This window comes from uncultured Roseobacter sp. (assembly GCF_947501835.1).
Lineage (GTDB): Bacteria > Pseudomonadota > Alphaproteobacteria > Rhodobacterales > Rhodobacteraceae > Roseobacter.
Window position 1 is genome coordinate 363,050 of record NZ_CANMXR010000003.1, and the last position, 22,046, is coordinate 385,095.

A 22,046-nucleotide genomic window follows, 5' to 3' on the forward strand; every position below is an offset into this window, starting at 1 on the left:
GCCCGCCGGAGGTGGAGCCGCGATGAAAGGATCACGTCCCGAACAAGCGGTGCTCAGCCGCGACACGGATATGAGCAAGACAGAAGACACCCGCGCCGTGATTGAAGGTATGGTCGATGGCCTGAACGACCACCGAATTGACGACATCGGGGCCTTCTTTGCGCAAAACTTCCGCTGGATGGGCAATCAGGGGTGCGGCATCAAAAATGGGCTGCAGGAATTTCAGGACAATTGGCAGCGCCCGTTTCAGGCGGCTTTTTCTGACAAGGTCTGCGTCGATGAGGCCCGCCTTTACATGGGCGAATGGGCCGCCGCCTTTGGCCGGCAGGAGGCCACGCATTCTGGCGTCTTCATGGGCGTGGTGCCGACCGGCAAGCGGGTCGAGATCCGCTACATGGATTTCTGGAAAGTGGAAGAGGGGCGCATCACCGACAACTGGGTGATGGTCGATTTCCCGCATGTGTTGGCCCAATTGGGCGTGGACGTGTTCAAGGGCGAAGGCTGGGAAGCTTTCGACCGCGGCGAGAAAACCCCGCCGCGCCCGGGCGAGTAAGGAGTACAACGGATGACAATTGAGTATTTGAAACGTGGTAAGCCTGAGGCCGAACGCGCAGATGATGACGCAAAAACCCGCGTCGCCGTCGAAACCACGCTGGCCGATATCGAGATGCGCGGTGATGTGGCCGTGCGGGAACTGAGCGAGAAGTTCGATAGTTATTCGCCAGCCTCCTTCCGTCTGAGCCAGCATGAGATCGACGATCTGATCGCGCAACTCAGCCCGCGTGAACTCGAAGACATTAAGTTCGCGCAAGCGCAGGTGCGTAACTTCGCGCAGGCTCAACGGGACTCCATGCTCGATATCGAGGTCGAAACTCTGCCGGGCGTGATCCTCGGGCACAAGAACATCCCTGTGCAATCCGTGGGCTGTTATGTGCCGGGTGGCAAATTCCCGATGGTGGCTTCGGCGCATATGTCGGTGGCCACGGCGAGTGTGGCGAAGGTGCCGCGCATCATCGCCTGCACGCCACCTTTCAAGGGCAAGCCCAATCCAGGCGTGATCGCAGCAATGCATCTGGGTGGGGCGCATGAGATCTACGTCATGGGCGGCATTCAGGCGGTGGGGGCCATGGCGCTTGGTACAGACACCATTGATCCCGTGCATATGATCGTGGGGCCGGGCAATGCTTTTGTAGCCGAAGCCAAACGTCAGCTTTTTGGCCGCGTTGGGATCGATCTCTTTGCGGGGCCAACAGAAACCATGGTGATCGCGGATGAGACCGTGGACGCGGAAATGTGCGCGACCGATCTGCTGGGGCAGGCTGAACACGGGTACAACTCCCCGGCAGTCCTGCTCACGAACTCACGCAAATTGGCCGAGGAGACGCTGGCCGAAATCGACCGTATCCTGACCATTCTGCCGACGGCGGATACTGCCAAGGTCAGCTGGGAGGAGTACGGCGAGGTGATCCTCTGTGACACCTGGGAAGAGATGCTGGAAGTTGCGGATGACGTGGCCAGCGAACATGTGCAGGTGATGACCGAACGGGATGATTGGTTTCTGGAGCACATGACCTGCTATGGCGCGCTCTTTCTCGGCCCGCGCACCAATGTGGCCAATGGCGACAAGGTGATCGGCACTAACCACACGTTGCCCACCAAGAAGGCGGGGCGCTATACCGGTGGGCTCTGGGTTGGCAAGTTCCTGAAAACGCACAGCTATCAGAAGGTTACCACCGATGAGGCCGCCGCCGAGATTGGCGCCTATGGTTCGCGTTTGTGCATGCTGGAGGGGTTCGTGGGGCACGCAGAGCAATGCAATCTGCGGGTCCGGCGCTATGGCGGGGTGAACGTGCCCTACGGTGAGGGTGCCCCGGCCCGTGAAGCGGCGGAGTAAGCAGCAGCCGGGGGCGCTGCCCCCGGACCCCCGGGATATTTTCAAGCCAGAAGAAGACATGGATACGCATTCACGGAACAAAGAGACACTCGCGCCCCTGCGCGCGGCGCTGTATGATTTTGACCCGGCGGCTCTGCGGCGCGTGCTCCATGAGATCTGTGCGCCCAATGTGTTGTTCCGTCTGGCCTTTCCGTTCGAGACGATCACCGGCGTTGATGCTTATGTGGATGCGGTCTATGCGCCGCTGGTGCAGGCGGTGCCTGATTTGGAACGGCGTGATCACATCGTCATGGCGGGGCCTACAGCTGAAGGGGCTGACTGGGTTGGCTGTGGCGGGTTTTACACCGGCACCTTCTGCGCGCCGTGGCTGGATATTCCACCAACCGGGCATCTGATGCACCTGCGGTTTCATGAATTCTACCGGTTCGAGGACGGCAAGATTGCCGAGATGCAGGCGCTTTGGGATCTGCCAGAGGTCATGATGCAGGCGGGTGCTTGGCCGATGAGCCCGAGCCTGGGGCGCGAGTGGCATATTCCCGGGCCTGCCACCTGTGACGGGCTGGTGCCGGGGCCCTATGATGCGGCGCAGGGGGCCGCCACCTGCCGGCACATCGTGGAGATGTTGGAATATCTCAAGCGCCACCCTTCGCAAGGCGGGCCGGAGGTCATGGAGATGGAGCGCTTCTGGCATCCGCGCATGAGCTGGTATGGTCCGTCCGGCATTGGCACCGGGCGCGGGATCGAAGGATTCCGCAAGTGGCACCAGATCCCGTTCCTCAACGGCATGCCGGACCGCGGCCAATACGTGGATGAGATCGAGTATCATTTCTTTGGCGACCGCAATTACGCGGCGGTGACCGGCTGGCCGGACATGTATCAGTCGATTTCTCGGGGCGGCTGGTTGGGCATTGCCCCTACCGGCAAGAAGATCGAAATGCGCAGTCTGGATTTCTGGCGGGTGGAAAACGGGTTGATCCGAGAAAACTGGGTATTGGTGGACCTGCTGCATATGTATGATCAAATCGGGGTCGATGTTTTCGCGCGCATGCGGGAATTCAACAAGGCTCGCGTTGGGTTTGATTCTGCAACAGGGGTTGCACTTTGATGGAACTGCCAAAAACGCCGTCATTTGATCTGTCGGGAAAGCGAGCACTGGTCACCGGTGCGTCGTCGGGCATCGGGTTGGGGTGTGCCGTGGCGGTTGCCGAGGCTGGCGCCCATGTGGTGTGCGCGGCCCGGCGCGCGGATGTCTTGCAGGCATCGGTGAATGCGATGGCGGGGCAGGGCTGGTCCGCCGAAGCCATGCCGCTGGATCAAGGTGATCTAGGTGCGCTACCGGCTGCTTTTGAAGAGCCCTTTGACATCGTGATCAACTCAGCCGGGCTGGCGCGTCATGGGCCCGCCGTCCAGACCACGCCCGAAGACTATGATGCGGTGATGCATGTGAACCTGCGCAGCGCGTATTTTTTGTCTGCGCAGGCGGCCAAGGCACTGATGGGCGCAGGGCTGCCGGGGTCGATCATCCATATTTCCAGCCAGATGGGTCATGTGGGTGGGGTGGATCGCGCTGTTTATTGCGCGTCAAAACACGGGCTTGAGGGTATGGTGAAAGCCATGGCCATCGAATGGGGCAAGTCGGGGGTCCGCATCAACACGATCTGCCCCACGTTCATTCGCACGCCCCTGTCTGCGGTGACGTTTGACAATCCTGAACGGTTGGCCTGGATCATGGACAAGATCAAACTGCCGCGCGTGGGTGAAGTGGAAGACATCATGGGGGCCGCGCTTTTTCTGGCGTCGGATGCCTCGGCCATGATCACCGGCACCTCGATGATGATCGACGGCGGCTGGACGGCGGGTTGAAGATCGGGATCAGGCAACATGGGTAAAGTGACTTCAGTGGAAGTGGCGGAACGGGCCGGGGTCAGCCGATCTGCGGTCAGCCGCGTGTTTACCCCCGGGGCCTCCGTCAGCAAAAGCACGGCGGAAAAGGTGCGCAAGGCGGCAGCACAGCTGGGCTACCGTCCCAACGTGTTGGCGCGTTCGCTGATCACCGGGCGCAGCCGGATCATTGGACTGGTCGTCGCCTACCTGGAAAACCAGTTCTACCCGGAAGCCATCGAACGCCTGTCAAAGGCGCTGCAAGCCGAGGGCTATCATGTTCTGGTTTTCATGGCGTCGAACGATCACGCCGCCACGCAGACGGTGATTGATGAGCTGCTGGACTACCAGGTGGATGCAATCATCGCTGCCTCCGTGGGCCTGTCGAGCGACCTGACGAAACGGTGCGAAGGCCTCGGTATCCCCATCGTGCTATTCAACCGGCACCAGTATGACGAGCGGCTCACCAGCGTGACATCGGATAATGTGGCAGGCGGGCGCAAGCTGGCGGAGTTCCTGATTGCGGGCGGTCACAAGCGGATTGCCCATATCGCAGGCTGGGAAGATGCCTCGACCCAGATCGACCGCGAAGCGGGGTTCATGGCGGGCTTGAAAGAGGCGGGGGTCTCGCTCTTTGCCCGTGGCATCGGGAATTTCAACTTCGAGACCGCCCAAAACGCCGCGCGACAGATGTTTGGAACGCAAGAACGACCCGACGCGGTGTTTGTCGCCAACGATCACATGGCCTTTGCGGTGATGGATGTGCTGCGGTTTGAACTTGGTCTGCGCGTGCCGGAGGATGTTTCGGTGGTGGGCTATGACGACGTGACACTCTCACATTGGCCCAGCTATGACCTCACAACCGTGCGCCAGCCCGCCAACCGCATGGTGGCTGCCACGGTCGAGGCCCTGTTGGCACGCCTTTCCGAAGAAGACGAAGCACCCCGCCGCATCACCCTCGACGGCCCATTGATCATCCGCGGCTCTGCCCGCAAACCTGAAAGTTGCACGCTATGAAAGGCTTCGATCCCAAATTCAAGGATTTCCCCGATTACATCATCGGGATCACCAGGGAGATCTGGGAGGATCGCGGCATTGCGACCCTGCATCAGTATTATTCCGACGACATCGTTGTCCGCTCCCCGGCCTCGGTGGTCATTGGCAACCAGAATGTGATTGGTGCGACCATGGCCACGCTGGCCGAATTCCCGGATCGGACACTGTTGGGGGAGGATGTGATCTGGTCGGGCACACCGGAGGAGGGCATGCTGTCCTCGCACCGTTTGCTCAGCACGGCGACCCATGCGCATGACGGGGTTTACGGCAAGGCGACGGGCAAGAAACTGACCTACCGGATCATGGCTGACTGCCACGCCATCAACAATCAGATCAATGATGAATGGCTGATCCGGGATCAGGGCGCCATCGTGCGCCAACTGGGCATGGATCCGAAAGACTACGCCGCCGATCTGATCGCGCGCGAAGGCGGGCCAGAGGCCTGCACCCAACCGCTCAGCCCGGCGACAGATCAGCCCGGTCCCTACAAAGGTCGGGGGAATGACAACGCATGGGGGGCCAAATACGCCGATATCCTCACCCGGATCATGGGTGCGGATATGGCGGCAATCCCTGTGGAATATGACCGTGCTTGCCACGTGGAATACCCGGGCGGACAGACCGGACATAGCCACGGCGACGTTGATCAATTCTGGATGGGGCTGCGGGCGTCTTTCCCGGATGCCACCTTCCAGATCGATCACCAGATCGGACGCGACGACCCGATGATGCCACCCCGCGCAGCGCTGCGCTGGTCATTGCAGGGCAAACACTCCGGCTGGGGGCGGTTCGGGGCGCCGACGGGTGCGGAGGTTTACCTTTTGGGGATCAGCCACGCAGAATTCGGCCCCTGGGGGCTGCGCCGTGAATATGTCATCTTTGATGAGACCACGATCTGGAAACAGATCCTGCTGCACACAGGAGAGCTCTGATGCCCCGCGCGATCCATGAAGATCTGCGCCGATACCACCTCTGGCGGGCGTCGCTGCGCGCGCGCCGTCTGAACCTGCGTCCACCGGGGAACGGGTGACCTCACCCACTTACTTCCCATTCAGACAAGGACCAAAGACATGACACCACAAGAGATGGAAACCCGCATCGTCCGCTACGGCGATTTGATGCCTTGCAAGACCGCCTTCATCGACGCCCACACACCCGGCTCCGATCAGAAGGAAAACTTCACGATCATCGGCGGCGGTGTGTCGGAAAGCCCCGATCAGCATGTGCATATCGCGATCCCGCATGGGTTCAACATCGGCGCGGCGGGCCAGCCGCCCAAGTGCCGCAATTCGCTGCACAGCCACCGCACGGCAGAGGTGTTCTTTGTGCTGAAAGGCCGCTGGCGGTTTTTCTGGGGCCGCTGGGGTGATGCGGGCGAGGTGGTGCTGGAAGAGGGCGATATCTTCAACATCCCCACCGGTATCTTCCGTGGATTCGAGAACATCGGCAATGACTACGGTATGATCATGGCGATCCTTGGCGGCGACGACGCGGGCGGCGGCGTGATCTGGGCGCCGCAGGTGATCGAGGACGCCGCAGATCACGGGCTGGTGCTGTCGGAAGAGGGCAAGCTCTATGACAGCAAACAGGGCCATACGCTGCCGGAGGGTGTGAAGCCGATGCCGCTCCTGACCGAAGACGCGCTCAAAAGCTTTCCCGAACCGACCACAGCCGATGTGATCCCGGGCTACGTCGCGCGCTATTGGGATATGGTGTCGCTGGCCGACAAGACACCTGCAAGTGTCATTGGCGCAGAGGCAATGCTGCGCGACAAGCCGGGGTTCGAGGTGGCGCTGGTGACCCGTGGCTCCGCCAGCACAGACATGCATCAGCATGACCGGCCTTCGGTACTCATGCCGGTCACCGGGCACTGGAAAGTCACATGGGAAGGCGGCACCGCGACGCTGGCCCCTGGCGATACGATGTCGGTGCCGGAAAACCTGATGCACAACGCCGTGCCATCGATGACCGGCGATGCCGCCCTCTATCACATCGTGGGCACGGATGACCCGGCTGGTGCCACATGGCAGGGATGACTGCAGATCCGGGCGACACCCGCGATGTCTATGAAACCCAGGCCGCGCTTTACGATGCGCAACGCTCCCGCGCGCTCTTCGAGGCGCGGTGGCTCGCGCGGTTTGCCGCTTGTCTGCCGACGGGAGGTCGCGTTCTTGACCTGGGGTGCGGGACGGGAGAGCCCATCGCGCGTTGGTTCCTTGCTGAAGGCTTCGAGGTGACGGGTGTCGATTTCGCCGATGCCATGCTGGAGATCGCACGCAGTCGCTGGCCCCAGGGTGACTGGCGGCAGGGTGACATGCGCCGCTTCGATCTGGGCGAGACCTTCGATGGGATCATCGCCTGGGACAGCTTCTTCCACCTCACGCCCGACGAACAGCGCGGCTGTATCGCCCGTATGGCTGCGCATCTGACCTCCGGCGCGTCGCTTTTGATGACGGTGGGACCTGATGCCGGTGAGGCGACCGGCACCGTCGGTGACCAGCCCGTCTATCACGCCTCGCTCTCTCCGGCGCAATACGCCACCTGTCTTGAGCAAAACGGCCTTCGCCTGACCGGGTATCTTGCCGAGGACCCGGAGACCAACAAACACAGCGTGCTCATGGCGCGCAAGATCTGAGGAGATTGCCATGTCCATCCTGACCACGCACGCAGGCTCGCTGCCCCGCACCCAAGAGGTCGTCGATTTCATTTTCGCGCGCGAGCACGGCACGCCCTATGACTCGGCAGAATTTGACGCGGCGATGACGCGGGCCGTCTCCGATACCGTCGCCAAACAGGTGGCTGCGGGCGTGGGCATTGTCAGCGATGGAGAGACCTCCAAGATCTCTTACGCCACCTACGTCAAGGACCGCTACACCGGGTTTTCAGGCGACAGCCCGCGCAACGCGCCTGCTGATCTGAAGAAATTCCCCAGCTTTCTCAAACGTCTGGCCGAGGATGGCGGCACTCCGAAATACGCGCGGCCGATGTGCACGGGTGAGGTTAAATCCAAGGGGCAGGGCGAGTTGCAGAAAGATATTGCCAACCTCAAGGCGGCGATGGCGCAACATGGCGCGGCGCGGGGTTTCATGAATGCGGCCTCTCCCGGGGTTATCTCGCTTTTCCTGCAAAACGATCACTACAAGACTCGCGATGCCTATCTCGCGGCGCTGGCCGATGCGATGCGCGAGGAGTATCGGACCATCGTCGCCGCCGGGCTCGATCTGCAGCTCGATTGTCCGGATCTCGCGCTGTCGCGGCACATGCTTTTCAACGATCTGTCTGACGCGGAATTCCTGAAAATCGCGGGTGCCCATGTGGAGGCACTGAACCATGCGCTCGAAGGCATCCCGCAGGAGCGTGTGCGCGTGCACATCTGCTGGGGCAATTACGAGGGGCCGCATGTCTGCGACATCGGGATGGAGAAGGTCTTTGACACGCTGATGTCGACGCAGGCGAGCTACCTGCTCTTTGAAACCTCGAACCCCCGCCATGCGCATGAATGGACCGTCTTTCGCGACCGCAAGGCAGATATCCCGGACGACAAGGTGCTGGTGCCGGGCGTTGTGGATACGACAACCAACTTCGTGGAACACCCCGAACTGGTCGCCCAGCGGATTGAACGGTTTGCAGGCATTGTGGGCGCAGACCGGGTTGTGGCCGGCTCGGACTGCGGCTTTGGCACATTCGCAGGGTTCGGCGCGGTCGATCCCGATATCGCTTTCGCCAAACTCGAAGCACTGCGCGATGGTGCGGCAATGGCGGAGGGACGGTGATGGACGCCGCCCTTCTGGACCTGCTGCGCAGCGTTGACACGCCCACCGTCTGCAACGCCATCGAAGTGGCGCAGGGCAAGCGCGGCTTCAACGATTTTACCCGCGGCACGATGCAATGCTCGGCTCCGGGGCAGGCAATGGTGGGCTACGCGCGCACCGCGCGCATTCAGGCCGTTACCCCGCCATCCGAAGCGCCCGAGGTGATCAAGGCCCGGCGCATGGCGTATTACAAATACATGGCCGAGGGCCCGCGTCCCGCCGTGGCTGCTGTGCAGGACATGGATGTCCCGAACGCCATTGGCGCCTATTGGGGTGAGGTCAACACCAATATCCACAAGGCCTTTGGCCTTGCCGGGGCGCTGACGGACGGGGTGATGCGCGATCTGGGAGACCTACCGGATGGCTTCCCGGTGGTGGCAGGCTCCATCGGGCCAAGCCACGGGTTTGTGCATGTGCTCGATTTCGATATCGAGGTGGAGATTTGTGGTATGTCCGTGGCCCCCGGCGCGTTGATCCACGCGGACCGTCACGGCGGGGTTGTGATCCCGGATGATATTGTGCCGCGCCTCGCCGAGGCCATCGCGCAGCTCTTTGCCTCAGAAAAGATCGTTTTCGAGGCGGTCAAAGACAAACGGATCAGCTTTGCGGAATTTGAAACCGCCTGGGCCGCGTTTGAAGCCTCTCGGACCTGAGGCTACCCCTTTGGCGCAGGTGCGCCGCCTTCAAAGGCATTGCCGTTGACGTAGTCGCAGGGTGCTTCCTGCATTTCCAGGTGCAGGCCGGTGCCGGTGTAGGGATGCGCGCGGGCCAGTTCCTCGTCCACGTCGATGCCCAGACCGGGCGCTTCAGGCGGCGCGACAAAACCCGCCTCCACCTGGATGCTGCCCTTGATGAGTGCGTCGTGAAAGGGTGTCTCGATCGTTTCCGCCATCAGCAGGTTGGGAATGGAAGCGGCAAGGTGGATGTTCGCGGCCCACTCCACAGGGCCAGCATAAAGGTGCGGCGCCATCTGAGCATTGTAAACCTCGGCCAGGGCGGCGACCTTTTTCATTTCCCAGATGCCCCCGGCCCGGCCCAAGGCAGGCTGCAGGATGCTGGCCGCCCCGGCGCGCAGAACGGGCGCGAATTCGGCCTTGGTGGTCAGGCGTTCGCCCGTGGCCACGGGGATGCGCACGGCGCGCGCGACCTTGGCCATTTCGTCGGTGGCATCGGGCGGGATCGGCTCTTCGAACCAGAGCGGTGAATAGGGTTCCAGCGCCTGACCGAGGCGGATGGCCCCCGCGGTCGTGAACTGACCATGGGTGCCGAAAAGCAAATCGGCTTTGTCGCCCACCGCCTCCCGGATGGCTTTGCAGAAGGCCACGGATTGGGAAATATCGCTCATCGCGGGCATGTGCCCCCCGCGCAGGGTGTAGGGGCCTGCCGGGTCAAATTTAACCGCCGTATAGCCCCGGGCGACACAATCGGCAGCGGCCTCGGCCGCCATCTCGGGCAAGGTCCAGAAGGCGGTCATATCGTGTTTCGGCAGCGGGTAGAGATAGGTGTAAGCGCGGATGCGTTCGTTCATGCGGCCACCCAGCAGCGCCCAGACCGGGCGCTCACGTGCTTTGCCCAGGATGTCCCAGCAGGCGATCTCCAGCCCGGAGAATGCCCCCATCACCGTCAGATCGGGCCGCTGGGTAAAGCCTGAGGAATAGGCGCGGCGGAACATCAGTTCGATGTTTTCGGGGTTTTCGCCCGCCATGTGCCGCGCAAAGACATTTTCGATCACCGCACGCATGGCGTCGGGCCCGACGGAAGACGCATAACATTCCCCCCAGCCGGTGATGCCATTGTCCGTGGTCAGTTTCACCAATATCCAATAGCGTCCACCCCAGCCCGGCGCCGGGGGCGCGGTAACGATGATGTCGAGGTCCTGCAGTTTCATCACGGCGTCCTTTTGCCAAATGGTGGGCCGAAGCTTAGCGCATCTGTTTGAGGGGTTTACCGATCAAAGAGGATCACATTACGCCGGGCGGCACCGGATTTCGTGTCAGCAATGGCTTCGTTAATCTGGTCAAGTCGCCAGCGACCCGAGATCAATTCATCAAGCTTCAAGCGTCCCTGCGCGTAGAGATCGACCATCCATGGGATGTCACGCTGGATCACCACATCGCCCATTTTGGATCCGATCATGCCCTGACCCACCGCCGCCAGGATCACCGGTTCATAAGAGGATTGCGCCCCGGAATGCGGCATGCCCACGATGATCACCTTGCCGCCCATGCCCAGATAGCGCGGTGCCTGATCATAGGCCGGGATCGCCCCAACGGTGACGATCACAGCGTCGGCACCTTTTCCGCCGAGCGCCTTGAAGGCGGCTTTCCAGGGTTTGTCTTGCGTGGCCAGAACACCATCCGTCGCGCCAAATTCCTTGGCGGTTTCCAGCTTCTCCGCGCTCATATCAACCGCCACAATGCGGCGTGCGCCTGCGATACGCGCGCCCTGGATCGCGTTCAAACCGACGCCACCGGCGCCGATGACAACCACATCCTGACCTGCACGCAATTGGGCTGCATTGACCACGGCGCCGACCCCGGTAATCACCCCGCAGGCAATCAGGCTCGCGGCGTCCTTGGGCATGTCGGCATTGATCCGCACCACCTGATTTTGATCGACAACGACCTTTTCCGCAAAAGCGCCGGTGGCCATCGCCTGATGCAATTTGCCACCATCTGCGGTTTTAATCGGGCCCTGATCGCCATCATAGGGCGTTTCACACAAGGTCGGCTTGCCTCCGGCGCAGCTGCCACAACTGCCACAGGCGCGGATCAGGGTCACCACAACGCTATCGCCCGCTGACAGCCCTCGAACGCCCTCACCAACTGCGCTGACGATGCCCGCGGCCTCGTGGCCGTAGACCGCGGGCAGGGACCCGCCCCAGGCGCCATCGGCATAGGAAATATCGGAATGGCAGATCGCCACGGCGTCGAGTGTCACCTCCACTTCACCCAGCGCAGGCACGCGCAATTGGATATCTTCGATTTTCAGGGGAGCACCAAATTTGTGGCAAACAGCGGCTTTGATCGTCTGCATGGATGAACTGTCTTTCTGCTTCGCACGCCAATGCGCTGGATGTCAGCGTTGAGGGTGACCCGATGGCGCCCTGCGCGCAAGACACATTGCGACATGCCCGTGTCGTTGTTGTTATCCTTCCACGGGGGCGGTTTTGCGCGGAGGGTAGGCGACGAAGACGACCAATCCCACCACAATCAGCCCCGCGGAGAGGACAAAGGGCGCGCCGGGCATGTAAACGGCAGCGTTGGTGTCGGTGAAAGCGGCGAAGGCACTGGTCATCATCATCGGGGACAGGATCATCGCAAGTGCTGTGACGGAGGTGAGCGCACCCTGCAATTCGCCCTGCGCGTCGGGACCGACCGCTTTTGACATGATGCCTTGCAGGGCAGGGGTGATCACGGCGGCGAGGGCCGCTATGGGGGTCAGAATGAGGGCGATGGTTCCGCTGGTCACAAAGGCAATGGCCAGAAAAGCCGCAACATCAATGAGATGCCCATAGACGACAGTGCCGCGTTCGCCCAGCAGGCGTAGCACCCAGCGGATCAACCCGCCCTGGACAATGGCCAGCATGATGCCGAAAAGTGCAAGGCTGAGCCCGATGGTGGCAGGCTCCCAACCAAAACGCTCCTTGCCGAAATAGGCCCAGACGGCGGGGTAGACCATGAAAGCCAGTTGATAGAGGAAAAAGACGATGAGCGGCGGGCCCAGCCCGGGCAAGCGGCCAAGTTGGCGGAAACTGCCCAAGGGGTTGGCGCGTTTCCATCGAAACGGGCGGCGGATGTCATCGGTCACGGTTTCGCGCAGGACGACGTAGCCGAAGACCGCGTTGAGGGCGGCGAGAGCGGCAGCGGCATAAAACGGCGCGCGGGTGCCGAATTCGGCCAGCAAACCGCCCAAAAGCGGCCCCAGAACGAATCCCAAGCCGAAGGCCGCGCCGACCAACCCGAAGTTTGCGGCGCGGTCTTCGGGGCGGCTGATGTCGGCCATATAAGCATTGGCCGTCGATTGTGTTGCCGCCGTGATGCCGCCGACGATCCGGCCCAGCATCAACAGCGCGATGCTGCCCGCAACTGCCATCACCAGATAATCCAATGCCATCACGACCAGCGAGATCAACAGTACCGGGCGTCGACCAAAGCGGTCAGACAGACCGCCGATCACCGGACCGAAGAGAAACTGCATCACGGCGAATGTGGTCGACAGGATGCCACCCCAAAGCGCCGCGGTCCCCAGATCGGAGCCTTGGATTTCCTGAATAAGGTCGGGCATCACCGGGACGATCAGCCCGATGCCCATGGAATCGAGCATTACGGTGATCAGGATGAACGAAACGGCAGGGCGCATGGGTCAGAGCGTTCGCGCACGTGCCGCAAAAGCACGTGCCTCAGCCGGGGCCTGACCCAATTGCGCCTTCGGATCGAAGAGTGATGCAGGCAGGGTCGGATAGTGCATGCGGGCGAGGTCCCACAGCGGCACGCCTGTCTGCGCGACCTCGGCGCAGAGCGCTTTTGTGGCTGCTTGAGCATCGGGGCGGGGCATCTGTGCAGCCAGGGCAAAGCTCAAGGCCTCGGCGTGGAGCAATCCCTGTCCTCGCTCAAAGGCCCGCGCCATTTGCGCCGGGTTCGGCTGTATCGACTGGGCCAGGGAAACAGCCTGCTGCAGCGCCGATGCACAGCTAAGCGCGATTTGCGGCATGAGCATCCACTCGGTGAACCACGACGCCCCATCGCGCTGGTGTTGATGGGATGCTGCGGATTGCAGGGCGGCCAGCAAGCCGGCGGTTTGATGCGACAAGGCGACAAGCGCCGACGCCCCCACCGGGTTTTGCTTTTGCGGCATGGTTGACGACGCTCCGGCCGGGCCGGTTGTGACCTCCTGCACCTCTGTCGCCGCGAGAGCCGTCAGCGTTTGCCCCATGCCGCCCAGGGTTGCTGTCACCTGTGCCATCCAACCGGCGATCCGCAACATCGGCCCCCGGTCGGTGTGCCAGGAGCGTGCCGGGTCGTGCAGGCCCAAGCCCTCTGCCAAGGCTTCGCGTAGCGCGGCAGCCTCGTCCCCCAGCGCCGCGGACGTCCCCGTGGCACCAGACAGCGACACCCAGAGCGATGTTTCCCGCAGGTCGGGCAGCGCCTCCAGCGCGTCCAGCAGCGGCATGCCCCAGCTTGCTAGCACCGCGCCCCAGCTGGTGGGCGTGGCCTGTTGACCATAGGTGCGTGCGGGCATCGGCAGATCATCATGGGTTTCCGCCTGATCTGCCAGCGCCGCGACGATGGTCCGTAAATCAGCCTCGGCCAGCGCGAGGGCCTGGCGCAGTCGCAACATCAGACCGGTGTCGATGATGTCCTGCGACGTCGCCCCCCAATGCAGGTATTGCGCATGCTCCGGCGCGTTCATTTCCGCGCGAAAAGCGGCGACCAGGCCCGGCACGCAAACCCCGTTTTGCCCGGTCGCCTGAGCCAGCGCGCCGGGATCGATCTGGATTTCCAGCGTGGCGCGGTGGATCGCGGCGGCGCTGAGTTCAGGGATAATCCCCATGGCACCCTGCGCCTTAGCCAATGCGCCCTCGACCAGCAGCATCGCGCGTAGCGCTGCGCTGTCGGAGAAAAGGCGGCCTGCGTCCCCGGTCGGAAAGAGGCGCGCATAGAGCGGGCTGTCAAAGACGCTTGCCGCCATGGATCAGGGGGCCCTGTTCCCAGGGAGACGGTCAAACATGTCCCACCTCCTTCAGGAAACGGGTCAGGACGGCGGCATATTCTTCGGGCTGTTCGACACAAGGCAAATGCCCGGCCTTGCGGATCACATGGAACTGGCTGCCCGGGATCAGATCGGTGGTCTCGCGCACCAGATCCGGCGGGGTGGAGCCATCCTCCGCGCCCGCAATGCCCAGCGTCGGCAAGCGCAGACTGGCGGTCGTCGTGTAAAAATCCGTGCCGGAAATCGCGGCAGAGCACCCCATGTATCCCTCGTCTTCCTGACGGGTGAGCATGTTACGCCAAAGCTCCAGGTCCGGCGTGGACCGGAAGGATTTGGAAAACCACCGCTCCATGACGGCATCCGCAAGGCTTTCAATGCCGCCCTGTTGCACGCCTTCGATACGTTCCGCCCAAAGCTCTGGATTGCCGATCTTGGCCGCTGTGTTCGACAAGACCATCGCGCGGATCATGTCGAGCCGTTTGATCGCTAGGCCCTGCGCAATCATCCCGCCAATCGACAGCCCGACGAAAACGCAGTCCCGGACGCCCAGATGATCCAGCAGCCTCTCGGTATCGGTGACCAGCGCGCCCATCGTGTAAGGGCTTGGTGGGCAGGTCGACAGCCCGTGTCCGCGTTTATCGAACCGGATGATCCGCAGCCCACCCGGCAGATGCGGCAGGATAGGATCCCACAGCCGCAGATCCGTACCCAGCGAATTGGCAAAGACCACGGGCGGCCCGTCGTCGGGTCCGTCCACGCGGTAATGCAGCCTGACATCGCCAAGATCCAGCAGTTTCATGCGGCGTCTCCTTGTGGCACGGCCTCGTCGCCAAGGTTCAACGCTTGCTGGAAAACATCTGTGTCCACGTTGCCGCCGGAGATCGTGACAATCACGTCTTCCCCCTCGATCTGGTCGCCGTGAAAGAGGGCCGCGGCGAGCGCCACGGCGCCGCCGGGTTCGGCTACAACTTTCAGCCGGTTGAACGCCTGCGCAACCGCGCGGAGTGCCTCGGTTTCGGTCACCACCAACCCGGGGCCCGCCAGTCGTTTCAGGATCGGAAAGGTGATGTCGCCCGGTTGCGGGCTGATGATCGCGTCACAAAGGCTGCCTGACACCCTGGCGTTGCGTTCGATTTTGCCTGATCGTAGGGAGCGGGCGACATCATCGAAGCCTTCGGGTTCCGCGGGGCGCATGCGCAGCCCGGGCGCATCTGCTTCCAAGGCCAGGGCGATCCCGGAGGAGAAGCCACCACCGCCACAACAGACAATCACATCCGCCTGGGTTACGCCGACCTCTGCAGCCTGTGCCGCGATTTCCAGACCTGTCGTGCCCTGACCGGCGATCACCTGCGGCTCGTCAAAGGGCTTGATCAGCGTCAGCCCGCGCGCATCGGCAATCTCGCGACCAATGGCGTCGCGGTCTTCGGCCGCTGCCCGATCATAGAGGACAACCTCAGCCCCCAATGCCCGCGTATTCTCGATTTTGACCTGCGGCGCGTCGCGCGGCATCACGATGACGGCCGACGCACCATGTGAGGCCGCGGCCAGCGCCACGCCCTGTGCGTGGTTGCCGCTGGAGTAGGCGATCACACCTCGCGCCCGCGCGTCTTCCGGCAGGGCGGAGACAGCCGACCATGCGCCACGAAACTTGAAGCTGCCAGTATGCTGCAGGCATTCCGGTTTGACCCAGACACGGCGCCCCGCGATCGCGTCCAGGAATGGCGAAGACAGCAGGGGGGTGCGTCTTGCGTGACCTTCAAGCCGCTCAGCGGCGGCGCGGATCATTTCGATATTCATGACAATGCATTCACCCATGTTTGCAAGGCCGCAACGGCCTCAGGCTCATCGAGAAAAGGGATATGGCCGCGCCCGGGGACGGTCACGCTGATCATATCCGGTCGGCGGCGCTCCATTTCCTTTAGCGTCTCATGGCTCAGCAGATCAGAGTTTTCACCGCGAATGCAGGCAATCGGCAGACCCTCAAGCGCCTCGAAATAGGGCCAGAGGTCCGGCGCGGCCTGCGCGCCCAAGGCTTCAATCGCGTCGCGCAAATGCGGATCATAGGTGATCTCCAACCGACCGTCGATCTGGCGGAAATGCTTATGTGCTTCCTCCATCCAGCGCGACAGGGGAACATCCTGAAAACCGCTGTAAGACTGCTGCATCGCCTGGGCCGCATCGGCGTAGTTCTTGGCACCCGGATTGCGCCCCAAATAGCCGGAAATGAAGGCAAGGCCCTTGGGCTCAAGCACCGGACCGATGTCGTTCAGCGCCACCCCGATCAACCGTTCCTTGGCACCCGCAGCCAGCCCCATCGCATTGAGACCGCCGCGGGATGTGCCCAGAATGGCAACCTTTTCAAGCGCGAGGTGGTCAAGCAATTCCAGCACATCGCGGCATTCAATTGGCAGTGCATAGTTTTGCCAATTTGGATCCCAATCCGACGCACCGCGTCCGCGGTAATCCATCTTGATCAGCCGAACGTTCTCCAGAAAGGGGGTGACGTAATCGAAATCGGCTGTCGTTCGGGTCAGCCCTGCAAGACATAGAACGGGCAGGCCATCACCCTGGTCGGTGTAGTGCAATGACAGCCCATCGGAGGAGTTGAAATGTGCCATCAAAGCCCTGCCAATTCCGGAATGCCCGTCAGGTCCTGCAAGATGTGTGCGGGCCGCCAGGGCAGGCGGTCCACCGGATCATCGGCCCGGTTCACCCAGGCCGTCCGAAACCCGTAGCCGGTGGCGCAGCCCGCATCCCAGCCGTTGGACGACACGAATAGAACCTCGTCTTTTGCGCAGCCAAACCGTTTACTCACCAGATCATAGACACGCGCGTCCGGCTTGAAGACACCAACGCTTTCAACCGACAGCGTGTCGTCGAGCACCGCCTCGATCCCGGCAGAGGTCACCGCACCCCGCAGCATATCCGGTGACCCGTTGGACAGAATCGCGGTCGCCATGCCCTGGTCTTTCAGGCGCTGCAGCATTTGCGGCACTTCGGGATAGCTCTGTAGCTCCCAGTAGAGCGCCAGAAGCCGCTCGCGCAGCGGTGCGTCGCCCTCCAGCCCGGTTTTTTCCAGGGCCCAATCCAGACCCTCCTGCGTCACGTCCCAGAAATCGCAATGCGCCTGCGTGATCGCGCGCAGCCAGGTATATTGTAACTGCTTCTGGCGCCAGTGTTCCGCCAGTGCCGGCCAACGATCCGACAACTGTGCGAATTCGGGTTCAGAAGCCGCTTGTCGCGCTGCGGCTGCGACATCAAAGAGCGTGCCATAGGCATCAAAAACACAAGTCGTGATCGGCATCGGCGCGCTCCTGTTGCAAAGCTTGAGGTCAGATTGTCACGGCGCGACCTGCGCGAAAAGGCCCAAATGCGCGGATTTCGGGTTTACTCGGCCAAAAGGGACGGGCAGGCTATCCGCATCTCAGGAGAACCTGCGCAGATACGCGGCCTCCAACACCCCTTCTCACATATGATCGGAGAACTGATGACCCAGGTTAAAACGGGCGATACCGTTGGCATTCACTATACGGGCACTTTGCTGGATGGCACCCCATTCGACACCTCCGATGGGCGCGAGCCGCTGGAGTTCGAGGTCGGATCGGGGCAGATCATTCCCGGTTTGGATGTGGCGCTGCCCGGCATGGCGGTCGGCGACAAAAAGACGGTCGAAATTCCCTGCGATCAGGCTTATGGCCCACTGAATCCGGAAATGCGTCAGGCGGTACCGCGCGAGGGCATTCCGGCAGACGTGCCGCTGGACATCGGCACGCAGTTGAACGTGCAGACCCCGGATGGTCAGGCCATGCAGGTGATGGTCGTTGAAGTGGATGAGGCGACGGTCACCATCGACGCCAACCATCCGCTGGCTGGTCAGGACCTGAAATTCGATATCGAGCTGATGTCGATCAAGTGATCGGGATCCCGGCGTGTCGGGTGCAGCCTATGGCGTTCCGGCAAATGCCTAGATTCCCTGTTTGCCGCCTTTCGCCTTCGGCGCAACCGCGGAAAATGATGTTCGTCGTTTCAGGTTTTCCCCGAAACGCTTAGCCGTCGACCTCGGGGCGGTTCACCGGTGTTCTGGATACCGGAAGGCCAGCCAGTTTCGCATTGAATTCGGCGGCCCTTTCCATGGCGGCTTCCTGCAGCTCGCGCACTTCGTCCGTCGAAAACTCACCGTCGATCATGGCGGTCACCATCGGTTTGACCACCTCAAGGCCATCCATGAGTTTCGGCTGGATCGCCGGATCTGACCATAGCGCCGCCGAAAACGTTGCGGCGGTGACCGGCATCAGAAGCCAGCCAAAACGGCGGGCGCGACTGGCGCGTTTAATGTAGCGCGCTTGGCGCAGGGTACGGGAATCAGCGTAACTATACATGCTGACAGTGTCGGCGTTGAATATGGCATGACTGCGGCGTCACGGTGCCGCCGCGTAGGCTTCTGGGGTCAGCCTGTCAGAGGTTTTCACCCTGCGGCATGCCCAGAACGTGGTAGCCGCCATCGACGCGAATGACCTCTCCTGTGGTGCAGGCGCCTGCGTCTGACGCAAGGTATACAGCCGTGCCGCCCACCGCTTCGAGCGTCGCATTGGAGCGCAGAGGTGCGTTCTGATCGGTGTGTTTGTAGGTCTTGCGCGCGCCACCAATCGCGGCCCCCGCCAGCGTCTTCATCGGGCCGGGTGAGATCGCATTCACCCGGATGCCGTCCGGGCCGAGATCATTGGCCAAATAGCGCGTCGCACTCTCCAGCGCCGCCTTGGCCACACCCATCACATTGTAGTTGGGCACAACGCTGTTGCTGCCCTGATAGGTCAGCGTCATCAATGTGCCACCGTTTTCCACCATCATCGGATGTGCCCGACGGGCAACTTCGATGAAGGAATAGGCGCTGATGTCCATGGTTTGTTTGAAATTGTCACGGGTGGTGTTCAGGATCCGCCCCGTCAGCTCGTTCTTGTCGGAAAAAGCAATGGCATGCACCAGGAAATCAATGGTCGGCCAGCGGTCTGCCAGTTGCTCAAACGCGGTGTCCAGCGAGGCATCATCGGTGACGTCCACATCGACCATGAAATCCGAACCGACCGAAGCCGCGAGGGGCGCCAGCCGAGATCCAAAAGCGTCGCCCTGATAGGTGAAAGCCAGCTCTGCGCCCGCCTCGGCCATGGCTTTGGCAATGCCCCAGGCGATGGAGCGTTCATTGGCCACGCCCATGACGAGGCCGCGTTTTCCGTTCAGTAGACCAGACATTTATACTCTCTTACCCCTGATACTTGGACAGGATCATGGACCCGTTGGTGCCGCCGAACCCGAAGGAATTGGTCATCACGGAATCGAGTCCGGCACTTTCAACAAGTTCTGTGGCGATCTCATCAGCCTGGAACGCCGGGTCCAGGGTCTCAACATTGATCGAGGGGGCGATGAAATCTTCCTTCAGCATCAGCAGGCAGTAGATCGCTTCCTGCGCGCCTGCGGCCCCCTGGCTGTGCCCGGTCATCGACTTGGTAGAGCTGACAGGCGGCTGGGCCAGGCCTTCGAAGGCACGGCGCACTGCTTCGATCTCCGGCTGATCACCAGCGGGGGTGCTGGTGCCATGCGCGTTGATATAGCTGACCCTGCGGCCTTCTGGAAGTGTTTCAAGGGCGATCTGCATGGCGCGCCCGCCACCTTCGCCAGAGGGCGCAACCATGTCGTGGCCGTCCGACGTGGCCGCATAGCCGGTCACTTCAGCGTAGATATCGGCACCCCGCGCAAGCGCATGATCCAGATCTTCCAGCACGACAATCCCGCCGCCCCCGGAGATTACGAACCCATCCCTGTTGGCGTCAAAGGCGCGGCTCGCCGTGTCGGGCGCGTCGTTGTATTTGCTGCTCATCGCGCCCATCGCGTCAAAGAGGCAAGAGAGCGTCCAGTCGAGTTCTTCGCCACCGCCGGCAAACATCACGTCCTGCTTGCCCAGCATGATCTGCTCTGCTGCGTTGCCGATGCAGTGCAGCGAGGTCGAGCAGGCCGAAGTGATCGAATAGTTGATGCCCTTGATCTTATAGGCCGTGCTGAGGTTGGCGCTGACCGTCGAGGACATGCATTTGGGCACCGCAAAAGGTCCAATACGTTTCGTTGCACCGGTATCCTTTACGACGTTGTGCGCGGTCAGCATGGCACTGGTGGAGGGGCCACCGGAGCCTGCCACCAGACCGGTGCGCGGGTGGGAAACCACCTCTTCGCCCAGCCCGGCATCTTCAATCGCCTGCGCCATGGCGATGTAGGCATAGGCAGCGCCCGGCCCCATGAACCGCAATGTGCGTTTGTCGATATGCTCGGATACGTCGATCTTGAGCGTGCCGGCGACCCGGCTGCGGAACCCGTGTTCTGCCATCTCCGGGCTGGCGACGATGCCGCTCTTGCCCGCTTTGAGAGAGGCGAGAACCTCTTCGGCATTGTTCCCGATGGATGAGACGATCCCCAATCCTGTCACGACGACGCGGCGCATGGCGCTCTCCTTCATTCCTTCGATGCGTGTTCAGGCGTCAGCTTTCTGACAGCGCGACCTTCATGTCAGTTACCTGATAGATGGTTTCGCCGTCTGCTTCCACCCGGCCATTGGCAACCCCCATTGTCAAGCGCCGGGTCTGAAGGGCTTTTGTAAAATCAACGTAATAGGTCAGCATTTTGCGATCCGGACGCACCATGCCGGTCAGTTTGACCTCGCCAACGCCAAGCGCATAGCCGCGGCCCTGCCAGCCGCGCCAGCCGAGGTTGAAACCGGTCAGTTGCCACAGCCCGTCGAGCCCGAGGCAGCCGGGCATGATGGGGTTTCCCGGAAAGTGACAGTCGAAAAACCACAAATCCGGCTGGATATCGAATTCAGCGACAACGTGACCCTTGCCGTGCTCGCCACCATCCCCCGAGATATCGGTGATCCGGTCCATCATCAGCATCGGCGGTTCGGGCAACTGCGCGTTCCCGGGGCCAAAAAGCTCCCCGCGCGCGCATTTCAGCAGGGCATCTTTGTCAAAGCTTGTGGGGTATTGGGCCATACTGGCGCGTCTCCTGCTCGGCAGTTTTTTTGTTGGTCAAACCCCTCTAGCATCGGGTTTGCGGGCTCTGCAAGTGCGGGAACAGGCCATGCGCCCCGCGATCAAGCCCCCTTGCCGCGTCAAAGCGCGCAGACAAAATCGGCTTATTCAATTGAAAATGCCTCGCAAAGCGCCCTATATAATAGGCGAGCATGATCAAGAGGGTGCCATGACACGTGCGCAACAAGACATAGGAGCCTCCTGGCTGGCGACGGCCGGGCTGCGTCCGACGCGTCAAAGGGTGACGCTTGCAACGTTGCTGGTCGGTGATGGTCAGCATCGTCATGTCACAGCGGAGAGCTTGTTTGCCTCCGTAAAGGAGCAGGGCGAGCCGGTGTCGCTGGCAACGGTCTACAATACCTTACGTGCCTTTTGCGATGCGGGTCTGATGCAGGAAGTAACTGTGGATGGATCCAAGAGCTACTTTGACACCAACACCCACGATCACCCGCATTTCTACTGGGAAGATGATGCGAAGCTCACAGACGCACCATCGGACCAATTGGTGATCGCACAGATTCCGGACGCGCCGGAAGGGGCCGAGATTGCATCGGTTGATGTGGTCATCCGGCTGCGGCGCAAATCCTGAAGCTTTCCTGATTTCGCAGGCTGAGGAGT

24 protein-coding genes are annotated in these 22,046 nt (G+C 61.7%); 12 read left to right on the plus strand and 12 right to left on the minus strand.

The window, feature by feature from the left end; translation table 11 throughout:
- The first annotated feature begins 22 nt into the window (after positions 1 to 22).
- The 10 genes from Q1A20_RS08540 to Q1A20_RS08585 all read left to right on the plus strand — a co-directional run bounded on the left by Q1A20_RS08540 (position 23) and on the right by Q1A20_RS08585 (position 9,296).
- On the plus strand, positions 23 to 553 hold the full coding sequence (locus Q1A20_RS08540; RefSeq protein ID WP_299916743.1) for an ester cyclase: 531 nt from the start codon (positions 23 to 25) through the stop codon (positions 551 to 553).
- Positions 554 to 565: 12 nt separating this feature from the next.
- Positions 566 to 1,894 (plus strand): histidinol dehydrogenase, encoded by a 1,329-nt coding sequence (gene hisD, locus Q1A20_RS08545; protein WP_299916744.1) that lies wholly within the window; start codon positions 566 to 568, stop codon positions 1,892 to 1,894.
- 58 nt (positions 1,895 to 1,952) lie between these two features.
- On the plus strand, positions 1,953 to 2,999 hold the full coding sequence (locus Q1A20_RS08550) for an ester cyclase (RefSeq protein ID WP_299916745.1): 1,047 nt from the start codon (positions 1,953 to 1,955) through the stop codon (positions 2,997 to 2,999).
- Positions 2,999 to 3,757 (plus strand): SDR family oxidoreductase, encoded by a 759-nt coding sequence (locus Q1A20_RS08555; RefSeq protein ID WP_299402917.1) that lies wholly within the window; start codon positions 2,999 to 3,001, stop codon positions 3,755 to 3,757. Before Q1A20_RS08550 ends, Q1A20_RS08555 begins: the two co-directional genes overlap by 1 nt.
- A gap of 18 nt (positions 3,758 to 3,775) precedes the next feature.
- On the plus strand, positions 3,776 to 4,792 hold the full coding sequence (locus Q1A20_RS08560; RefSeq protein WP_299916746.1) for a LacI family DNA-binding transcriptional regulator: 1,017 nt from the start codon (positions 3,776 to 3,778) through the stop codon (positions 4,790 to 4,792).
- The gene (locus Q1A20_RS08565; protein ID WP_298973745.1) at positions 4,789 to 5,763 is read left to right on the plus strand and encodes an ester cyclase; all 975 of its coding nucleotides are present in this window, start codon (positions 4,789 to 4,791) and stop codon (positions 5,761 to 5,763) included. The genes Q1A20_RS08560 and Q1A20_RS08565 overlap by 4 nt, the downstream gene beginning before the upstream one ends.
- Positions 5,764 to 5,901: 138 nt before the next feature.
- Positions 5,902 to 6,867 (plus strand): cupin domain-containing protein, encoded by a 966-nt coding sequence (locus Q1A20_RS08570; RefSeq protein ID WP_298973743.1) that lies wholly within the window; start codon positions 5,902 to 5,904, stop codon positions 6,865 to 6,867.
- Complete coding sequence (locus Q1A20_RS08575; protein WP_298973740.1) at positions 6,855 to 7,466, plus strand: class I SAM-dependent methyltransferase; 612 nt, start codon at positions 6,855 to 6,857, stop codon at positions 7,464 to 7,466. The genes Q1A20_RS08570 and Q1A20_RS08575 overlap by 13 nt, the downstream gene beginning before the upstream one ends.
- A gap of 10 nt (positions 7,467 to 7,476) precedes the next feature.
- On the plus strand, positions 7,477 to 8,604 hold the full coding sequence (locus Q1A20_RS08580; RefSeq protein ID WP_299916747.1) for a cobalamin-independent methionine synthase II family protein: 1,128 nt from the start codon (positions 7,477 to 7,479) through the stop codon (positions 8,602 to 8,604).
- Entirely contained in the window at positions 8,604 to 9,296 is a 693-nt protein-coding gene (locus tag Q1A20_RS08585; RefSeq protein ID WP_299402926.1) for an RraA family protein, read from the plus strand. Before Q1A20_RS08580 ends, Q1A20_RS08585 begins: the two co-directional genes overlap by 1 nt.
- 2 nt (positions 9,297 to 9,298) lie before the next feature.
- Here Q1A20_RS08585 and Q1A20_RS08590 read toward each other — a convergent pair whose 3' ends face one another.
- The 8 genes from Q1A20_RS08590 to Q1A20_RS08625 form a co-directional block, all read right to left on the minus strand.
- Positions 9,299 to 10,531, minus strand: a complete 1,233-nt coding sequence (locus Q1A20_RS08590) for a mandelate racemase/muconate lactonizing enzyme family protein (protein WP_299402927.1) — start codon at positions 10,529 to 10,531, stop codon at positions 9,299 to 9,301.
- A gap of 56 nt (positions 10,532 to 10,587) precedes the next feature.
- Positions 10,588 to 11,679 (minus strand): Zn-dependent alcohol dehydrogenase, encoded by a 1,092-nt coding sequence (locus Q1A20_RS08595; protein ID WP_299402928.1) that lies wholly within the window; start codon positions 11,677 to 11,679, stop codon positions 10,588 to 10,590.
- Between the two features lie 111 nt (positions 11,680 to 11,790).
- Complete coding sequence (locus tag Q1A20_RS08600; RefSeq protein WP_299916748.1) at positions 11,791 to 13,005, minus strand: TCR/Tet family MFS transporter; 1,215 nt, start codon at positions 13,003 to 13,005, stop codon at positions 11,791 to 11,793.
- Between the two features lie 3 nt (positions 13,006 to 13,008).
- Positions 13,009 to 14,334 (minus strand): lyase family protein, encoded by a 1,326-nt coding sequence (locus Q1A20_RS08605; protein ID WP_299916749.1) that lies wholly within the window; start codon positions 14,332 to 14,334, stop codon positions 13,009 to 13,011.
- Positions 14,335 to 14,365: 31 nt separating this feature from the next.
- On the minus strand, positions 14,366 to 15,154 hold the full coding sequence (gene pcaD, locus Q1A20_RS08610) for a 3-oxoadipate enol-lactonase (RefSeq protein WP_299916750.1): 789 nt from the start codon (positions 15,152 to 15,154) through the stop codon (positions 14,366 to 14,368).
- Complete coding sequence (locus tag Q1A20_RS08615; RefSeq protein ID WP_299403242.1) at positions 15,151 to 16,152, minus strand: threonine/serine dehydratase; 1,002 nt, start codon at positions 16,150 to 16,152, stop codon at positions 15,151 to 15,153. The genes pcaD and Q1A20_RS08615 overlap by 4 nt, the downstream gene beginning before the upstream one ends.
- Positions 16,149 to 16,973, minus strand: coding sequence for an alpha/beta hydrolase (locus tag Q1A20_RS08620; protein ID WP_299402935.1), 825 nt, complete (start codon positions 16,971 to 16,973; stop codon positions 16,149 to 16,151). The genes Q1A20_RS08615 and Q1A20_RS08620 overlap by 4 nt, the downstream gene beginning before the upstream one ends.
- A complete protein-coding gene (locus Q1A20_RS08625; protein ID WP_299402937.1) occupies positions 16,973 to 17,659 on the minus strand; it encodes a haloacid dehalogenase type II in 687 nt (228 codons plus the stop codon). Before Q1A20_RS08625 ends, Q1A20_RS08620 begins: the two co-directional genes overlap by 1 nt.
- Before the next feature lie 168 nt (positions 17,660 to 17,827).
- Between Q1A20_RS08625 and Q1A20_RS08630 the strand changes: the two genes are divergently transcribed.
- Positions 17,828 to 18,271 (plus strand): peptidylprolyl isomerase, encoded by a 444-nt coding sequence (locus Q1A20_RS08630; protein WP_366142078.1) that lies wholly within the window; start codon positions 17,828 to 17,830, stop codon positions 18,269 to 18,271.
- A gap of 130 nt (positions 18,272 to 18,401) precedes the next feature.
- Here the strand turns inward: Q1A20_RS08630 and Q1A20_RS08635 are convergent, their stop codons facing one another.
- From Q1A20_RS08635 to fabA, 4 genes are all read right to left on the minus strand, one after another.
- A complete protein-coding gene (locus tag Q1A20_RS08635) occupies positions 18,402 to 18,734 on the minus strand; it encodes a hypothetical protein (protein WP_298973710.1) in 333 nt (110 codons plus the stop codon).
- Positions 18,735 to 18,810: 76 nt separating this feature from the next.
- Entirely contained in the window at positions 18,811 to 19,602 is a 792-nt protein-coding gene (locus Q1A20_RS08640; protein WP_299402939.1) for an enoyl-ACP reductase, read from the minus strand.
- 10 nt (positions 19,603 to 19,612) lie between these two features.
- Complete coding sequence (gene fabB / locus Q1A20_RS08645) at positions 19,613 to 20,842, minus strand: beta-ketoacyl-ACP synthase I (RefSeq protein ID WP_299402941.1); 1,230 nt, start codon at positions 20,840 to 20,842, stop codon at positions 19,613 to 19,615.
- Positions 20,843 to 20,879: 37 nt separating this feature from the next.
- Positions 20,880 to 21,389, minus strand: a complete 510-nt coding sequence (gene fabA / locus Q1A20_RS08650; protein ID WP_298973702.1) for a bifunctional 3-hydroxydecanoyl-ACP dehydratase/trans-2-decenoyl-ACP isomerase — start codon at positions 21,387 to 21,389, stop codon at positions 20,880 to 20,882.
- Positions 21,390 to 21,597: 208 nt separating this feature from the next.
- On the opposite strand from fabA, the gene irr reads away from it, so the two are divergent.
- Positions 21,598 to 22,017, plus strand: a complete 420-nt coding sequence (irr, locus tag Q1A20_RS08655; protein WP_298973700.1) for a Fur family transcriptional regulator Irr — start codon at positions 21,598 to 21,600, stop codon at positions 22,015 to 22,017.
- Positions 22,018 to 22,046 lie beyond the last annotated feature (29 nt).

What these genes read in the sequence shown, in the direction of transcription:
- Q1A20_RS08560 (WP_299916746.1), top strand. Translation starts at nt 3,776, where the DNA reads ATGGGTAAAGTGACTTCAGTGGAAGTGGCGGAACGGGCCGGGGTCAGC.
- Q1A20_RS08605 (WP_299916749.1), bottom strand. Translation starts at nt 14,334, where the DNA reads ATGGCGGCAAGCGTCTTTGACAGCCCGCTCTATGCGCGCCTCTTTCCG.
- Q1A20_RS08625 (WP_299402937.1), bottom strand. Translation starts at nt 17,659, where the DNA reads ATGCCGATCACGACTTGTGTTTTTGATGCCTATGGCACGCTCTTTGAT.
- Q1A20_RS08640 (WP_299402939.1), bottom strand. Translation starts at nt 19,602, where the DNA reads ATGTCTGGTCTACTGAACGGAAAACGCGGCCTCGTCATGGGCGTGGCC.
- Q1A20_RS08540 (WP_299916743.1), top strand. Translation starts at nt 23, where the DNA reads ATGAAAGGATCACGTCCCGAACAAGCGGTGCTCAGCCGCGACACGGAT.
- Q1A20_RS08580 (WP_299916747.1), top strand. Translation starts at nt 7,477, where the DNA reads ATGTCCATCCTGACCACGCACGCAGGCTCGCTGCCCCGCACCCAAGAG.
- Q1A20_RS08555 (WP_299402917.1), top strand. Translation starts at nt 2,999, where the DNA reads ATGGAACTGCCAAAAACGCCGTCATTTGATCTGTCGGGAAAGCGAGCA.
- Q1A20_RS08630 (WP_366142078.1), top strand. Translation starts at nt 17,828, where the DNA reads ATGATCGGAGAACTGATGACCCAGGTTAAAACGGGCGATACCGTTGGC.
- Q1A20_RS08550 (WP_299916745.1), top strand. Translation starts at nt 1,953, where the DNA reads ATGGATACGCATTCACGGAACAAAGAGACACTCGCGCCCCTGCGCGCG.
- Q1A20_RS08635 (WP_298973710.1), bottom strand. Translation starts at nt 18,734, where the DNA reads ATGTATAGTTACGCTGATTCCCGTACCCTGCGCCAAGCGCGCTACATT.
- fabB (WP_299402941.1), bottom strand. Translation starts at nt 20,842, where the DNA reads ATGCGCCGCGTCGTCGTGACAGGATTGGGGATCGTCTCATCCATCGGG.
- Q1A20_RS08590 (WP_299402927.1), bottom strand. Translation starts at nt 10,531, where the DNA reads ATGAAACTGCAGGACCTCGACATCATCGTTACCGCGCCCCCGGCGCCG.
- fabA (WP_298973702.1), bottom strand. Translation starts at nt 21,389, where the DNA reads ATGGCCCAATACCCCACAAGCTTTGACAAAGATGCCCTGCTGAAATGC.
- Q1A20_RS08570 (WP_298973743.1), top strand. Translation starts at nt 5,902, where the DNA reads ATGACACCACAAGAGATGGAAACCCGCATCGTCCGCTACGGCGATTTG.
- Q1A20_RS08565 (WP_298973745.1), top strand. Translation starts at nt 4,789, where the DNA reads ATGAAAGGCTTCGATCCCAAATTCAAGGATTTCCCCGATTACATCATC.
- irr (WP_298973700.1), top strand. Translation starts at nt 21,598, where the DNA reads ATGACACGTGCGCAACAAGACATAGGAGCCTCCTGGCTGGCGACGGCC.
- pcaD (WP_299916750.1), bottom strand. Translation starts at nt 15,154, where the DNA reads ATGAAACTGCTGGATCTTGGCGATGTCAGGCTGCATTACCGCGTGGAC.
- Q1A20_RS08585 (WP_299402926.1), top strand. Translation starts at nt 8,604, where the DNA reads ATGGACGCCGCCCTTCTGGACCTGCTGCGCAGCGTTGACACGCCCACC.
- Q1A20_RS08595 (WP_299402928.1), bottom strand. Translation starts at nt 11,679, where the DNA reads ATGCAGACGATCAAAGCCGCTGTTTGCCACAAATTTGGTGCTCCCCTG.
- Q1A20_RS08620 (WP_299402935.1), bottom strand. Translation starts at nt 16,973, where the DNA reads ATGGCACATTTCAACTCCTCCGATGGGCTGTCATTGCACTACACCGAC.
- Q1A20_RS08615 (WP_299403242.1), bottom strand. Translation starts at nt 16,152, where the DNA reads ATGAATATCGAAATGATCCGCGCCGCCGCTGAGCGGCTTGAAGGTCAC.
- Q1A20_RS08575 (WP_298973740.1), top strand. Translation starts at nt 6,855, where the DNA reads ATGGCAGGGATGACTGCAGATCCGGGCGACACCCGCGATGTCTATGAA.
- Q1A20_RS08600 (WP_299916748.1), bottom strand. Translation starts at nt 13,005, where the DNA reads ATGCGCCCTGCCGTTTCGTTCATCCTGATCACCGTAATGCTCGATTCC.
- hisD (WP_299916744.1), top strand. Translation starts at nt 566, where the DNA reads ATGACAATTGAGTATTTGAAACGTGGTAAGCCTGAGGCCGAACGCGCA.